This window comes from Providencia sp. 2024EL-00732 (genome assembly GCF_044006275.1).
Lineage (GTDB): Bacteria > Pseudomonadota > Gammaproteobacteria > Enterobacterales > Enterobacteriaceae > Providencia > Providencia huashanensis.
The window spans coordinates 12,716-28,471 of the sequence record NZ_JBIPDG010000008.1 but is presented as its reverse complement, the minus strand read 5'-3'; the positions used below and the strand labels follow the sequence as shown (position 1 = coordinate 28,471).

The 15,756-nt window shown below is 42.2% G+C and carries 13 protein-coding genes; 11 read left to right on the top strand and 2 right to left on the bottom strand.

Translation table 11 applies throughout. The features are described 5' to 3' along the window. Positions 1 to 167 precede the first annotated feature (167 nt). Together ACHB7C_RS13440 and ACHB7C_RS13435 are read left to right on the top strand one after the other, a co-directional pair. Positions 168 to 1,817: a Na+/H+ antiporter gene (locus ACHB7C_RS13440; RefSeq protein ID WP_048608641.1), complete on the top strand. Its 1,650-nt coding sequence runs from the start codon at positions 168 to 170 to the stop codon at positions 1,815 to 1,817. Between the two features lie 57 nt (positions 1,818 to 1,874). Continuing rightward, positions 1,875 to 2,774 (top strand): carboxylate/amino acid/amine transporter, encoded by a 900-nt coding sequence (locus ACHB7C_RS13435; protein ID WP_166685921.1) that lies wholly within the window; start codon positions 1,875 to 1,877, stop codon positions 2,772 to 2,774. Here the strand turns inward: ACHB7C_RS13435 and metR are convergent. After that, positions 2,659 to 3,615 (bottom strand): HTH-type transcriptional regulator MetR, encoded by a 957-nt coding sequence (gene metR / locus ACHB7C_RS13430; protein ID WP_042848842.1) that lies wholly within the window; start codon positions 3,613 to 3,615, stop codon positions 2,659 to 2,661. The genes ACHB7C_RS13435 and metR overlap by 116 nt on opposite strands. A 108-nt stretch (positions 3,616 to 3,723) precedes the next feature. On the opposite strand from metR, the gene metE reads away from it, so the two are divergent. Together metE and ACHB7C_RS13420 are read left to right on the top strand one after the other, a co-directional pair. Further along, a complete protein-coding gene (metE, locus tag ACHB7C_RS13425) occupies positions 3,724 to 5,997 on the top strand; it encodes a 5-methyltetrahydropteroyltriglutamate--homocysteine S-methyltransferase (RefSeq protein WP_166687283.1) in 2,274 nt (757 codons plus the stop codon). A gap of 172 nt (positions 5,998 to 6,169) precedes the next feature. Then, positions 6,170 to 7,861 (top strand): carboxylesterase family protein, encoded by a 1,692-nt coding sequence (locus ACHB7C_RS13420; protein WP_349483869.1) that lies wholly within the window; start codon positions 6,170 to 6,172, stop codon positions 7,859 to 7,861. Between the two features lie 61 nt (positions 7,862 to 7,922). Here the strand turns inward: ACHB7C_RS13420 and ACHB7C_RS13415 are convergent, their stop codons facing one another. Beyond that, on the bottom strand, positions 7,923 to 8,312 hold the full coding sequence (locus ACHB7C_RS13415; RefSeq protein WP_048608635.1) for a YidB family protein: 390 nt from the start codon (positions 8,310 to 8,312) through the stop codon (positions 7,923 to 7,925). A 392-nt stretch (positions 8,313 to 8,704) separates the two neighbouring features. Here ACHB7C_RS13415 and ltnD point away from each other — a divergent pair, with 392 nt between their 5' ends. The 7 genes from ltnD to ACHB7C_RS13380 all read left to right on the top strand — a co-directional run bounded on the left by ltnD (position 8,705) and on the right by ACHB7C_RS13380 (position 15,501). After that, positions 8,705 to 9,613 (top strand): L-threonate dehydrogenase, encoded by a 909-nt coding sequence (gene ltnD, locus ACHB7C_RS13410; protein ID WP_395347566.1) that lies wholly within the window; start codon positions 8,705 to 8,707, stop codon positions 9,611 to 9,613. Beyond that, the gene (gene otnK, locus ACHB7C_RS13405) at positions 9,610 to 10,887 is read left to right on the top strand and encodes a 3-oxo-tetronate kinase (RefSeq protein WP_395347564.1); all 1,278 of its coding nucleotides are present in this window, start codon (positions 9,610 to 9,612) and stop codon (positions 10,885 to 10,887) included. Before ltnD ends, otnK begins: the two co-directional genes overlap by 4 nt. Then, positions 10,880 to 11,521 carry an aldolase gene (locus ACHB7C_RS13400; protein ID WP_042848837.1) on the top strand — a complete coding sequence of 214 codons (642 nt, stop codon included), beginning with the start codon at positions 10,880 to 10,882 and terminating at the stop codon, positions 11,519 to 11,521. Before otnK ends, ACHB7C_RS13400 begins: the two co-directional genes overlap by 8 nt. A 10-nt stretch (positions 11,522 to 11,531) precedes the next feature. Continuing rightward, the gene (otnI, locus tag ACHB7C_RS13395; protein ID WP_042848836.1) at positions 11,532 to 12,311 is read left to right on the top strand and encodes a 2-oxo-tetronate isomerase; all 780 of its coding nucleotides are present in this window, start codon (positions 11,532 to 11,534) and stop codon (positions 12,309 to 12,311) included. 12 nt (positions 12,312 to 12,323) lie between these two features. Next, positions 12,324 to 13,091, top strand: coding sequence for a DeoR/GlpR family DNA-binding transcription regulator (locus ACHB7C_RS13390; RefSeq protein WP_042848835.1), 768 nt, complete (start codon positions 12,324 to 12,326; stop codon positions 13,089 to 13,091). Positions 13,092 to 13,154: 63 nt separating this feature from the next. Beyond that, entirely contained in the window at positions 13,155 to 14,114 is a 960-nt protein-coding gene (gene denD / locus ACHB7C_RS13385; protein ID WP_042848834.1) for a D-erythronate dehydrogenase, read from the top strand. 10 nt (positions 14,115 to 14,124) lie between these two features. Further along, positions 14,125 to 15,501 (top strand): GntP family permease, encoded by a 1,377-nt coding sequence (locus tag ACHB7C_RS13380; RefSeq protein WP_042848833.1) that lies wholly within the window; start codon positions 14,125 to 14,127, stop codon positions 15,499 to 15,501. The last annotated feature ends 255 nt before the right edge of the window (positions 15,502 to 15,756 follow it).

The window sequence follows — 15,756 nt, the reverse complement described above, 5'->3', positions numbered from 1 at the left end:
TTGCTAAGGATAAAATAGATATAAGGCGGTGAACCAAGTGGAAGTCCATAGTTTCCACTCGTTACTGGCTCGATTTGAACAATCATGGTCTGGACGGTGCTATCTCTTACTATGCGGCGGCAGGCAAATTTTAGACTTTGGTCGTCTGGTTAATCAGTAAGGGCAACATGGAAATTTTCTTTACTATTTTGATTCTGATTTTAGCGGTCTCTATTTCTGGAGTTGCCGTTAAAGTTTTACCTATTCGAATTCCGCTTCCCCTCATTCAAATTGCTATCGGTGCATTACTTGCATGGCCTCAATTTGGCTTGCATGTCACTTTTGACCCTGAACTATTTATGGTTCTACTGATCCCACCTTTGCTGTTTGTTGATGGTTGGAAGACACCAACACGTGAATTTTTCCAAAATGGCCGAGAAATTTTTATTTTAGTGTTGGTTTTGGTGTTAGTGACTGTAATCGGCATTGGCTATTTAATTTACTGGTTAATGCCGGGTATACCTTTAATTGCCGCTTTTGCGCTTGCCGCGGTATTGTCACCTACAGATGCCGTAGCGTTATCTTCCATTGTTGGGAAAGGGCGAATTCCTAAGCGGATGATGAGCGTACTTGAAGGTGAAGCTCTGATGAACGATGCTTCCGGTCTGGTTGCATTAAAATTTGCCGTCGCAATTGCGATGGGCACGATGGTGTTTAGCACTTCAGGTGTCACCATTGAGTTCTTCAAAGTCGCTGTGGGTGGTTTACTGTCGGGGATTATCGTTACTTGGCTATACAGTAAATCATTGCGCCTTATGAGCCGTTGGAGTGGTGACGACCCAGCAACACAAATTGTGTTTATGCTCTTGTTACCATTCGCATCATATATGATTGCAGAGCATATTGGTTTTTCAGGTATTTTAGCGGCAGTTGCAGCAGGGATGACCATCACAAAATCAGGTGTGATCCGTAACGCTCCATTAGCGATGAGGTTACGTGCAGATAGCGTTTGGTCAATGCTTGAGTTTGTCTTTAACGGTTTAGTTTTCATTATGTTAGGGCTACAGCTACCGGGTATCTGGGAAACGTCAGTTATCCAAGCAGAACTTGACCCTAGTGTAGAAACGTGGATGCTATTTGCAGCGGTAGCCGTGATTTACTTTGCTTTATTGTTACTCCGTTTCTGCTGGCTGTGGCTAATGAAAAGGTTTAGCCGGTTGTTCTTAAAGAAAAAACCACTGCAATTTGCCAATTATACTGTGCGTGAACTCTGGCTTGCTTCCTTCGCAGGGGTTCGTGGGGCAATTACTTTAGCGGGTGTGCTTTCAATCCCTCTATTTTTAACCGATGGCTCTCCATTCCCTGCTCGTTACCAGTTAATTTTTATTGCTGCGGGGGTGATTCTATTCTCTATTTTTGCTGGGGTTATCGCTTTACCCTTATTACTGCGTAATTTTAAAGTGGGTGATAAGGATGCCGATGCTAACGAAATTCGTATGGCTAAAGCCGCAATGGCTGAAGTCGCGATTGTCAGCTTAAATAAAATGCAAGAGCGTTTATCTGCGGATGTCGAGGAAAAGCTAGATTCCGAAGATATTAGCGAGGTGGCATCCCGTGTGACGGGGTATTTAAGGCGCCGAACGGCTGGGCAGGATGAAATAGAACACAGCTTGCAGATTGAAGACTTGGAGCGTCGTTTCCGTTTAACCGCGCTTCGTGCGGAACGCGGTGAGCTCTATCACTTACGTGCGACGAAGAAAATCAGCAACGAAACGCTACAATCTTTACTGGTTGACTTGGATTTATTGGAAGCTGTATTGATCGAAAAAGAGCATTAAGGCTAAAAAACGAGTATTCTACTCACACCCCTTAAGTTTGAGACAAAATACAGCATTATGTGGTTACTTGTTATTACGACGCTGCTTTGGGCAGCGTCTTTTAGTCTTATAGGCGAATACCTTGCTGGCCAAGTTGACAGTTGGTTTTCGGTATTGGTGCGTGTTGCACTTGCTTCGTTAGTTTTCTTACCTTTCTTACGTTGGCGTCAATTTAGCCTCAAGGTGATTGCTCTGTATATGGCGGTAGGTGCTTGCCAACTTGGGGTGATGTATCTTTTTGTATTCCATGCCTATCAATACCTAACGGTAGCTGAGTTTTTACTTTTTACGGTATTAACGCCGTTATATGTGACGTTGATTTATGATTTGTTAGAACGACAACCACTCCGTAAAGGTTACTTATTTAGCTCACTACTCGCTGTAATTGGTGCTGCTATCATACGTTATGATCACTTAAGTGAATCTTTTTGGTTAGGTTTACTCTTCGTGCAGTTAGCAAATATCTTTTTTGCTATTGGGCAGGTAGGTTATAAGCGGTTGATGGAAATACACCCTATTCCTCAACATCAGGCATTTTCATGGTTTTATCTGGGCGCTACGCTAGTTGCACTGATTGGCTGGTTGTTATTTGGCAATAAATCAATGATGCCAACGACAACGCTTCAATGGGGGGTATTATTGTGGCTTGGCATTGTGGCGTCAGGAATTGGCTACTTTATGTGGAACTATGGTGCCACAAAAGTTGATGCTGGAACCCTTGCTATAATGAATAACATGATGGTTCCAGCAGGGTTATTAGTGAATTTTGCTATTTGGCAACAGCACCCTGATTGGTTGAGCTTTACCATAGGATCGAGCTTGATAATTGCTTCTCTTTGGGTGCATAGGCGTTGGATCCTTTCGCGCCCTTTACATAAGACAGGTTCTCCACAGCATGATCCGTCGCGGTCGCAGTAAAAGCCTCAATGGCTGGCTGGCGCTGCTCCCCCTCACGGCAAGCAGCGTACAGTCGGCTCCATAAACCACTCCCCAGTGTTTTTGTTTTAATCAGACCTTGTTTTTCAAAGGAATCAACCGCCCAGTGAGGGAGCGCTGCTATCCCCATTTTTGCTGCAACCATTTGAATTAAAATTAATGTGTTATCTACATTTTTTACATTGGGTGAGACCCCAGCTGGTTGTAAAAAATGACGCCAAACATCAAAGCGATCCCGTTGTACTGGGTAGATGAGCAGGGTTTCGTCTGCCAAGTCATGGGGCTCAATATACGGCTTTTTGGCTAACGGATGGTCATTGGAGACAATCAGTTTCACTTCATAGTCAAACATAGGTGTGTAGTGTAGGCCTTGCTCTGCCAATATGTCAGATGTCATCACGATATCTAATTCCCTTGAGAGTAACTCCGGCTGGGGGTCGAAAGTGACACCTGATTTAAAATCAACGCTGACTTGTGGCCAAGTTTGCCGAAATTGTTGCAAAGCAGGGGTTAACCACTGAATACAGCTGTGACACTCAATGGCAATACGTAATGCACAAACGCCAGGTTCATTACATACGCGGATCGCATCTTTCACTAATGGCAAGACTTGCTGTGCGAGTTGCAGCAAAACTTCGCCTTGTGGTGTGAAACGTAATGGTTGGCTTTTGCGAATAAATAGCCGAAAACCTAGTCTGTGCTCTAAATCACTAAACTGGTGAGACAGGGCCGACTGTGTCTGGTGCAAGTGGGTCGCCGTTGCAGCTAATGAACCGTATTGGCTGAGCGCTTGCAATGTTTTTAAGTGTTTTAATTCGATCATGAAAAACCTTCACCGTGATAATGAATAATTTGCGCTTGTGCTTTATACAGTACCTGTTGATTATAGATGTGTAAACATCTAGACGGCTAAATATTTTAAGGGGTCAATATGTCTGTTATAAATCATACGCTTGGGTTTCCACGTGTTGGACTAAAAAGAGAATTAAAACGTGCACAAGAAGATTATTGGGCAGGCAAGATTGACCAAGCTGCTCTATTAGACGTCGGTCACGTATTACGCGTTCGCCATTGGGAACAACAAAAAAATGCGGGAGTTGAGCTATTACCTGTTGGTGATTTTGCTTGGTATGACCAAGTACTGACAACCAGCTTACTATTAGGAAATGTGCCTCCGCGTCACCAAAATGAAGATGGTTCAATTGATTTAGATACACTATTTCGTGTCGCTCGTGGTCGTGCACCAACGGGAACACCAGCCCCAGCAGGGGAAATGACTAAATGGTTTAACACCAACTACCACTATATCGTGCCAGAATTTCAAAAAGGGCAAAAGTTCGCATTATCATGGACGCAATTATTTGATGAAGTGGATGAGGCATTAGCGTTAGGTCATAAAGCAAAACCTGTGATTATTGGCCCTATAACTTACCTATGGTTAGGGAAAGTTAAAGGTGGAGCCTTTGACCGTTTATCATTGCTAAATGAATTATTGCCTGTTTATCAGGAAATTCTTTCACGTCTCGCAGAAAAAGGTATTGAATGGGTACAAATTGATGAACCTGCTTTAGTGTTAGATTTACCTGCGCAATGGCAAGAAGCGTATCAACAGGCTTATCAGGCGCTATCGGGTAACACAAAATTGCTGTTAACCACCTATTTTGATGGTATTAGCCACCATTTAGATTTAATTAAAAGCCTCCCTGTTCAAGGCTTACATGTTGATGTTGTGGCAGGCGCTGATGATATTGAAGAGCTACATAAAGCGCTACCCGCAGATTGGGTATTATCACTCGGTATTATCAATGGGCGTAACGTATGGAAGGCCGATTTAGGTGAAAAATTCTCACGGGTGAAACCGTTATTAGGTCAGCGTAATTTGTGGGTTGGCACCTCATGTTCATTACTGCATAGCCCCATTGACCTGAATGATGAAACCCGTTTAGATACAGAAGTGAAAAGTTGGTTTGCTTTTGCAATACAAAAATGTGAAGAACTCGCTTTACTGACAAAAGCGCTAAATCAACCAACAGAAAATCATATTGCTACACTAGAAACATATAGTGCGCCAATCCGAGCTCGCAAAACATCAACTAGGGTGAATAACGCGGCGGTAGCACAACGTTTAGCGGCTATTCGTGATGGTGATACACAACGTAGTAGCCCGTATTCGCAGCGTGCACAGCGTCAACGTGAGCGCTTTAACCTGCCATTATGGCCAACAACAACCATCGGCTCTTTCCCTCAAACCAGTGAAATTAGAACATTACGCTTAGATTTTAAAAAAGGTAATGTGGATAAAACTTATTACCGCACCAATATTAGCGAGCACATTAAACAAGCGATTAAAGAACAAGAAATTTTAGATATTGACGTGCTAGTTCATGGTGAAGCAGAACGTAATGACATGGTTGAATATTTTGGTGAACATTTTGACGGCTATGTTTTCACCCAAAATGGTTGGGTGCAAAGCTATGGCTCGCGCTGTGTGAAACCCCCTGTCATTATTGGCGATATTAGCCGCCCAGAGGCGATTACAGTGGAATGGGCAAAGTATGCTCAATCGTTAACAGAAAAACCGGTTAAGGGGATGTTGACAGGCCCTGTGACGATCCTCTGTTGGTCTTTCCCTCGTGAAGATGTTAGCCGTGAAACGATTGCGAAACAGATTGCGTTAGCATTACGTGACGAGGTTGATGATTTACAAAAAGCGGGGATTGGCATTATTCAAATTGATGAGCCTGCCTTACGAGAAGGTTTACCACTGCGCAGAGACGAGTGGGCAGATTACTTAAAATGGGCGGTTGATGCATTCAAACTCAGTGCTGCAGTTGCACAAGACAATACTCAAATTCATACCCACATGTGTTATTGCGAGTTTAATGACATCATGGATTCCATTGCTGCATTGGATGCGGATGTGATCACCATTGAAACATCACGTTCGGATATGGACTTGCTAGACGCATTTGAGACTTTCCATTATCCAAATGAAATTGGGCCTGGGGTGTATGATATTCACTCACCAAATGTGCCAAGTGTGGAATGGATTGTCGCGTTGCTGAGAAAAGCGGAAAAACGTGTTCCTGTTGAACGTTTATGGGTTAACCCTGACTGCGGATTAAAAACCCGCGGTTGGTCAGAGACTCGTCAAGCCTTAGCCAATATGGTTCAAGCAGCAAAACAACTGAGAAGTGAGCACTAAAAATAAAGTCAGTAAGTGACAAAGGGCAGGGGGAACCTGCCCTTTTTTATAAAATTAGCACAAAATTTAACTTTAATAATTTAAAAATGCGGTTATATATTTCAGTTACTCTTTGTTGATAATAAAACTAAATGTGAATGCGATTTTTTGCCAAATTAATAGGGAAAACAATATGTTTAAAATACCAATGAAAAAATCATTGTTACAAACAAGTACAGCGGTATTTTTATTAATTTCTATTTGGAGTTCATCGGCTTATGCTATTGACCACATTATTGAAACAACAAATGGAAAAGTCCAAGGTAGTACACAACAGTCGTTAGTCACATGGACTGGTATTCCTTATGGTAAAGCTCCTCAAGGGGAGTTGCGCTGGAAAAAACCAGAACCAGTGAGCCAGTGGTCTGAAACGTTTGATGCGACTAAGCCTGCTCAAAATTGTATTCAAACTAGCCAATCAGGGGCGATAGGTACTGAAGATTGTTTGAATCTTAATATCTATAGGCCTGACGATAATCAGAAAAACCTCCCTGTTTTGTTTTACCTACATGGTGGAAATAACCAAACAGGGACTTCAGCCGAATTTAACCCTCAGTTGGTTGCAACGGAACTAAATGCAGTGATCGTTACCGTCAACTATCGTCTTGGCGCACTCGGTTTTAACCCTCTTCAAGCACTTAACACAGGGGATAAGATAGAAGACTCTGGAAACTACGCGTTATTAGACATTAAGCTTTCACTGGATTGGGTAAAAGAAAATATTGCTGCATTTGGTGGAAATCCAAATAACATTACCGTTTCCGGTTTCTCTGCGGGGGGACGAGATGTTATGGCAATGCTGATCTCCCCAATATTTGAGAACTCATTCAATAAAGCGATTGTATTTAGCGGAGGAATGACAACGGCAAATAAAAACCAAGCAGAACAAATTTTTGCTGACCGATTAGCCAAGTTAGTGGTTCGAGATAATAAAAAACCAACACTAGATTTAGCGAAAGAGTGGCTTTTAAGCGGCTCATCAGATGTTAAAGCGTATCTTTATCAACTCCCAGCCGCAGACCTAGCGACGTTATTTGGCGATGCTGGCATTAGAATGTCACAGTTTCCACACCTGTATCGAGATGGGGTTGTGCTACCTAAAAATGGTTTTGAAACAAACGCATATCACTCAGTCCCCATTATCATGGTCACTGGGCAGGGGGAGTTTTCTTTATTTGCTCGAGGTGATAAGCGCTTTGCGGGGGCAATAGCAGATGGCTCATTAGCGACGAATACTCGCCTTTTGAATCAATATGATTTTGCGAATAAATATGGCAGTTTGTTTTATAGCCTGTTTAATGTGAATCAATCGGCCCAAAAGATGTACCCTCATTACAAGGCACCGATTTATGGTGTGGAATTTAGTTTGGGTAGTGATGAAGTTGTGACGGGCAGCCAACTTGCCCCATTAGGTTCTTTCCATGGTATTTTTTTGGCACTGTGGGATAAAACAAAGTTTAGCCCGTTCACTCAAGAATTGGTTAAATTAGAGGGGACGAAAGATGTCAGACAGAAATTTAATGGCTACTTAGCTAATTTTTTATTGAATGGTGTACCATCGAATAAAGGCCAAATTGAATGGAAGCCTTGGTCACCAGAAAATGAACAAGCAGGGGAATCATTACTTGTTATTAATGCAAATAAAATAAAATCAATTATTTATATGAGTAATAAACCATATCAATACGATGATGTTGTTGCTTTGATTGAGCAAGATAATACGGTAACCCCAGAAGAGAAACAGCAAATAATAACGCAAGTACTTAATGGGCGTTGGTTCAGTGAGCCTTTAGATAAACAGTTTTCTCACAAAGAAACGCAATAGCGTTTTGCTGTCCATAAAATGGTTGATAAGCCTAAAATAAGGTTTATCAACCAGCTAACGCTTAACCAAAGAGTTTTGATTTCAGAAGGTTCATACCAATGGAGGCAAGATCCAAGTTTTCTGGGATTTCTCCATTTGGTGTCGCATTATCGACGAGTTGCGGAAGGTATTTTGCCACTAAATCTGAAGTTGACTGTGCATCAAGGCCGACACTTTGAGCGAGTTCTTGGATATTAACATTGCCAAATACTTGCATTAGCTGGTTATTATCGATAGGCAAGTTCTCACCTTCACTAATCCAAGATGCAATAACACCGCCTAACCCTTGCTCGTTAAACTTTTCAACAACACCGCTTAAGCCCCCTTGGTTTTCAAGCCAATCGATGACTGATTGAAATTGTTGCATTTTATCGCCAGCAACCATTCCCATTACTTGTTCAAATAAACCCATTTTAACTCCTCACAATATGTCAGCTAATGCTTAACAGCTATAGATATAACCCTAGTATGGAACATGACACTAAAAAAGTAGCGGGTTATTTTGGTCGATTTAGCCTTAAGGTCAATAAAAATAACGTACTGAGGACAACTTAGCCTAAAAATATATTTTTCAGCATATTGTAGTGGAACAAATAAACACAACCAGCATCACATTTTTTATCACATTATTCTGTGAATGTCTTTGTAGTGATGTTAAATCATTAATTTATTGTTATTCAAGTTGTTACGTCTATTTTGTTTATTTTTTATATTATTCTTAATGTGACGTTAGTCATGTGTTTGTGAATTTTATTGTGTGAAAATTCACAACAGTCACGAAGATTAACAACATCAGGGGTCATTATGGGAAATTTCGTTAATAATATTGGCGTTATTGGCCTTGGTTCCATGGGAATGGGGATAGCCCAATCTTTAATAAAAAATAATATTTCTACCTATGGATTTGATTTAAACCAAGATGCTTGCCAACGCCTTCTTCGCACAGGGGCAAAAGGCGTTGGGCAAGATGCAGCAGAATTTGCTCATCTCATTGATGCTTTATTACTGGTCGTTGTTAATGGTCGTCAGGTTGAGGCTATTTTATTTTCGGGTGAAAAACCACTCGTGGAGCAGCTACGTCCAGGCACCATCATTGTTTTACACAGCACCTTAGCGGCTGAGCAAACCAAAAGCATTGCTCAACGCCTTGCTGAATACCAGTTACCTCTGGTCGATGCGCCGATTTCAGGGGGCTCCATTAAAGCAGCGGATGGCAAGTTAACCGTTATGGCATCAGGAGCACCTGTATTATTTGAAAAACTATCACACGTGTTCGAAGCAATTTCTGAACGTCTATATCGTGTGGGTGACGAAGTCGGTTTAGGTTCAACAGTAAAAACGATCCACCAGCTATTGGCTGGAGTGCATATTGCGGTTGCTGCGGAAAGCATGGCCTTAGCATCCAAAGCGGGTATTGACCTAGCGGTAATGTACGACATTGTGACTCATGCGGCTGGGAATTCATGGATGTTTGAAAACCGTATGCAACATGTATTAGACGGTGATTATACCCCGAAATCCTCCGTCGATATTTTTGTGAAAGATTTAGGGTTAGTAATGGAAACGGGGGAGGCGCTAAATTTCCCATTACCACTGGCAGCCACAGCTCACCAAATGTTTATTTCAGCTAGCAGTGAGGGGTTTGGGCAGCAAGATGATAGTGCTGTGATCAAAACATTTAAAGGTATTACTTTACCGGAGAAAAAAGCATGACAGTGAAGTTAGGTGTGATCGCCGATGATTTTACCGGTGCAACTGATATTGCAGGTTTTATGGTGCAAAACGGTTGGAAGGTAGTTCAATTATTGAATGAACCTGATGAAAACACAGTGATACCACAAGGTGTTGATGCAATTGTTGTTAGCTTGAAAAGTCGTTCTTGCCCAGTGGATGAAGCAGTCAATGCCTCAGTGAATGCATGCAATTGGTTGAAGAAAAAAGCCCAGTGCCAACAAATTTTCTTTAAATACTGCTCGACATTTGACTCGACAGAAAAAGGAAATATCGGCCCAGTCACTGATGCATTGATGAAACAACTCGGTACGACTCTCGCATTAGTTTGTCCTGCGCTGCCCGTTAATGGTCGAACCGTAGTTCATGGCCACTTGTTTGTTAATGGTCAATTGCTCAATGAAAGCGGTATGCAGCACCATCCAGTTACACCAATGACTGATGCAAATTTATTACGGGTGATGGAAAAACAGTCAAAAGGTAAGGCGGGTTTAATCAAACTTGCTGACATCCAACAAGGTAGCGAAGCCGTTAAGTCACAATTAACTGAATTAGCCCAACAAGGGGTGAATTACGCCATTGTTGATACCTTGACGATGGATGATCTGTTACCTATCGCACAGGCAGTAAAGACTATGCCTCTATTGACCGGGGGGTCCGGTTTAGGCGCCGCATTAGCAAACATTGATAGCCAATGTGCATGGGGTGAAAACAGCGCTCGAGGTGAAAAGCCAACGGGAACAACTCGGAAAACGGTTATTTTATCAGGCAGTTGCTCGGTTATGACTAATAAGCAAGTACAGGCTTATCAAAAAGTTGCCCCAGCAAAGGCCTTAGATGTTGGTGAATGTTTAGCTAATCCTGAGTATGCAAAGTTTTTAGCTACTTGGGTACAAGAACAGCAAGGTGGAGGGTTAGCACCTTTATTATATGCCACTCAACCACCTGAATTACTGAAAAAAACGCAAGAAAAATACGGTGCAGCAGAGTCCAGCGCAGCAGTTGAAAATGTGTTTGGAGAGGTTGTGAAGTTACTTCAATCACAAGGGTATGACACCTTTATTATTGCTGGTGGTGAAACCTCAGGGAAAGTAGTTCAAAGCCTAGGTACAGAACAATTAAGTATTGGTTCACCAATCGCCCCTGGTGTTCCATGGGTACAAGATTTAGCAAGCGGTAGCTGGTTAGCGCTGAAATCAGGTAATTTCGGCCAAGAAAATTTCTTCCAGTTTGCACAGGAGATGTTTAATGAGTGATGAAAAGGCGCTGCGCCAAGAACTAGTCGATTGGGCTAAGTCAATGTTTAACCGTGGATATAGCAGCGGTGGTGCAGGAAATATTAGTGCTCGGTTACCTGATGGGTGCATTATTGTAACACCCACAAATTCAAGCTTTGGCGATTTAGACCCAAACAGATTGAGCAAATTAGATGCCGAAGGTAACTGGATAGACGGTGATAAACCAACGAAAGAAGTGTCTATGCATATGGCGATGTATTTACAACGCCCTGATTGCCAAGCGGTTGTCCATCTTCATTCCCCTTGGTTGACCGCATTATCTTGTTTGCCGGGGTTGGATACTAAAAACTGCTTACCGCCAATCACCCCTTATTACGTGATGCGAGTAGGTAAATTACCATTAATTGAGTACCTACCTCCGGGGGATGACCGTATTGGTGAGGAAATTGCCAAATTGGCACCGACCCATAACGCGGTATTGTTATCGAATCATGGCCCCGTAGTGGGAGGGAAAACATTAAGACAAGCATTCTTTAATACTGAAGAATTAGAAGATACTGCTCGTCTGTACATCACCTTACGCCCACACGGCTTTACAACATTAACGCAAGAGCAAGTTGAGCAGCTCGAAAGTCGTTATCCACAAAAGTAAGGAAACAGAAATGGCTAAATTTGCGGCAAATTTAAGCATGATGTTTAACGAAGTGCCTTTTATGCAACGTTTTGCAAGTGCAGCGAACGCAGGGTTCAAAGGTGTTGAGTATCTTTTCCCTTACGAAGAAGATGCTAATGCGATTGCCGGTGAACTCAAAAAATACAATTTAACTCAGGCTTTATTTAATATGCCAGCAGGTGACTGGGGAGCGGGAGAGCGCGGTATGGCTTCTATTCCGGGTCGTGAGGCTGAGTTTGCTGAAGGCGTACAAACTGCATTGAAATACGCGAAAGCGTTGGGCTGCAAGCAAGTGCATGCAATGGCGGGTAAAGTGGATGAAAACTTCACACTTGAGCAGCAAAAAGCGTGTTTTATCAAAAACATTCAACATGCTGCGGATGTTATGGCAGAACACGGTATTCGTGTACTGATCGAGCCGATTAATACTCGTGATATGCCGGGGTATTTTTTAACGACTCAAAAGCAAGCCGAAGCGCTATTACCTGAAATTAACCGTGAAAATGTCTTTATCCAGTTAGATTTATATCACTGCCAAATTATGGAGGGTGATTTATTGAAAACGATTGAGCGTTTATGGGGCAAGTTTAGTCATATTCAAATAGCGTCAGTGCCATATCGCCATGAACCGGATAGTGGTGAAGTTAATTACCCATGGATTTTTAAAAAATTAGATGAAATGGGTTACGAAGGTTGGTTAGGATGTGAATATCACCCTGCTGGCCGTACCGAAGATGGGTTAGGCTGGTTAAAACAAGCAAATTCATAATGAGGAAAACCTATGCTTCCTTCTGAGCGTCGTGATTTTATTTATCGTTATGTGCATGAGCACCAAACTGTTTCAATTAGTGATTTAGTTGAGCTAATGAATGTTTCGCATATGACAGTACGACGTGATATCCGTATGTTGGAAGAAAAAGGGAAAGTAACCAGTGTTAGTGGTGGCGTTAAATTAAATGATGCACTACGCCAAGAGCTCCCTTGGAGTGAAAAAGCACGGTTGCATCACCGTCATAAACGTGAAATTGGGCAGTTTGCTAGCTCATTAGTTGAAGATGGGCAAGTTGTGTATCTCGATGCAGGGACGACGACCTTTGAAATTGCACGAGTACTCGGTGAGCGTTTTAATTTAACTATTGTCACTAATGATTTTTCTATCATGCAGTATCTGATGAATAAGTCACAGTTAAACCTGTATCACACCGGGGGGCAGGTAGATAAACGTAACCATTCTTGCGTAGGCAATACCGCGGCAATGATGCTGCAAACGTTAAATGTGGACATTGCGTTTATCAGTACGAGTTCATGGGATATACAGCATGGGGTTTCGACCCCACATGAAGAAAAAGTTCAGATAAAACAGACTCTACTTGATGTTGCTCGCCGTTGCGTGCTGGTTTCAGATAGTAGTAAGTTCGGCAAATATGGCATGTTCCGTGTTTGTCCATTGAATCAATTGCACGACATTATTTGCGATGACCAACTGCCAACGGATGTCGTGCAACGGATAACAGAACAAAACATAAAACTTCATTTAATCAAGACATAAAACATAAATAATCTTACCTAGAACTGCATAGCCAGTTAAAAGGCTATAGCAAGGAGAATTACAATGAAAGTTATTATTACTGGTGGCGCAGGCTTTCTGGGCCAGCAGCTAGCCGCTGCTTTGCTTAAAAATACTCAGGGCTTAAATTTTGACCACCTTGTTTTAGCCGATATTCAGTGCCCTACAGCACCCATTGAGGATGCACGAGTCAGTTGTGTTGCGTTAGATTTAACACAGCCAGGTGCGGCCGATAAACTGATTGATGCGCAAACTGATGTGGTTTTCCACCTAGCAGCTATCGTCAGTAGCCACGCTGAAAGTGATTTTGACTTGGGTATGAAGGTTAACTTCGAAGCAACTCGCCAATTATTGGAAGTTGCACGTGCCAAAAACCCAGCAATCAAATTTATGTTCACCAGTTCGCTAGCAGTGTTCGGCGGAGAATTACCTGAGGTGATCACTGATTTATGTGTGGTTAATCCTCAATCTTCTTATGGCGCCCAAAAAGCCATGTGCGAGCTGATGGTCAATGATTATTCACGTAAAGGTTATGTGGATGGGCGTGTTATGCGTTTACCAACCATTAGTATCCGTCCAGGTGTGCCAAATAAAGCCGCTTCTTCATTCGCGAGTGGCATTATTCGTGAGCCATTAAATGGGATTGAAAGTGTTTGCCCTGTCTCTCCTGATCTCGCTTTATGGTTATCCAGCCCTGAAACAGTTATCAATAATTTTATCCATGCTGTCAGTATTCCAGCAGAAAAATTTGGTAAATCGCGCACAGTCAATCTGCCGGGGATCACCGTTACTGTACAAGGCATGATTGATGCACTGCGTGAAGTTGCAGGGCAAGACGCTGTTGATCTTATCCGATTTGAACCAGATGAAGCTATTAATCGTATTGTGGCTAGCTGGCCGGGTAAATTTGATATCAGCCGTGCTTTGGAACTTGGCTTCCGTGCAGATGGCTCTTTCAGTGATGCGATACGCTCGTTTATCACTCACCATGGCGCATCCAAGTAGGAGATAAACTATGTCCTATATTCCTGTTATTGGCCTCGCGGTGGCCATATTTGTCCTGATCTTTTTAGTATTACGAACGCGTGTTCATGCGCTGTTAGCGATGCTAATTGCTGCTGCAATCGCAGGTATTTCTGGTGGATTGACAGCAGCAGAGACAGTGACAGTAATTACGAAAGGCTTTGGGTCAACACTCGGTAGCATTGGTATTGTTATCGGACTCGGGGTAATGATGGGAAGGGTATTGGAAGTTTCCGGTGCCGCTGAACAGATAGCCTATAGCTTTATCAAATGGTTAGGTAAAAAACGCGAAGAGTGGGCATTGGCAATTACTGGTTATATTGTCAGTATCCCTATCTTTGTTGATTCTGCTTTCGTCATCTTATATCCATTGGCAAAAGCACTGGCAAAAAACGGTAAGCGCAGCATCTTAACATTAGGAGTTGCACTTGCTGGTGGGCTCGTTGTTACACACCATACTGTTCCGCCAACACCAGGTCCTTTAGGCGTTGCAGGTATTTTCGGTGTTGATGTCGGGGCGATGATCCTTGCTGGGATGAGCCTTGCTCTCCCCTGTGTTATTGGTATTGTTTTTTACGCAAAATGGTTAGGCACTAAATATCCTGAGTTTATGCCAGATGAAACGGGCAGCGAAGATTTAAAAGAAGTTCATGCCCGTTACATGGAAGAAAAAGCAAATAAACCATTACCAAGCTTATTTTTATCATTATTACCGATTATCACGCCAATTTTGCTGATCTTTATTAATGCAATTAATGGCTTGATTTTGAAAACAGCACCATTCCAAGGTATGGAAGGCAATTGGTATTTCCAGACTTTTGAATTCTTAGGTGCGCCGATTATTGCTTTATCAATAAGTGTATTGATCTCTGTATACACATTAATGCCAAAAGCAACGAAAGAAGAAGTCATTGACCGTATGGAAGAAGGCTTGCAATCGGCGGGGATCATCCTATTAGTTACTGGTGCTGGTGGTGCATTAGGTGCGGTGTTACGTGATAGCGGAACAGGGAACATTCTTGCTGAGCATGTTGCTAACTTGCCTATTACACCTGTATTAATTCCGTTTATTATCGCGACATTGGTTCGTTTGATCCAAGGCTCTGGTACAGTTGCAATGATCACAGCAGCATCTATTTCTGCGCCGATCATTAGCCAAATACCCGATATTAACTTATTAGTTGCGGCGCAAGCGGCAACAATGGGGTCTCTGTTCTTCGGTTATTTCAACGACAGCCTATATTGGGTTGTGAACAGAATGATGGGAATAAAGGACGTTAAACAACAAATTATTGTTTGGTCTATCCCTACCACTATTGCGTGGGGTATAGGTTTAGTTGGTGTCCTTATCCTTGATGTAGTTCTCTAACATAGCGTTATTATTTTTAGTTCTGCCAAATAATCAAAGCGCCCAGCTATTAGGGGCGCTTTTTGTGGTTATGACAAACTTTCATCTATACTGGTATCAACGGATTTTAAATAGACATAGCGCAAATGTTAATTTGTGATGGATATCACTAAATAATGAAATCAAGTTTTTATTGTTTTCATTAAAAGTGACGCTTATCACTAAAAGTTAATGGTTTTCTCGCTATATTACTAGTTACGATTAATCAGTGATGAC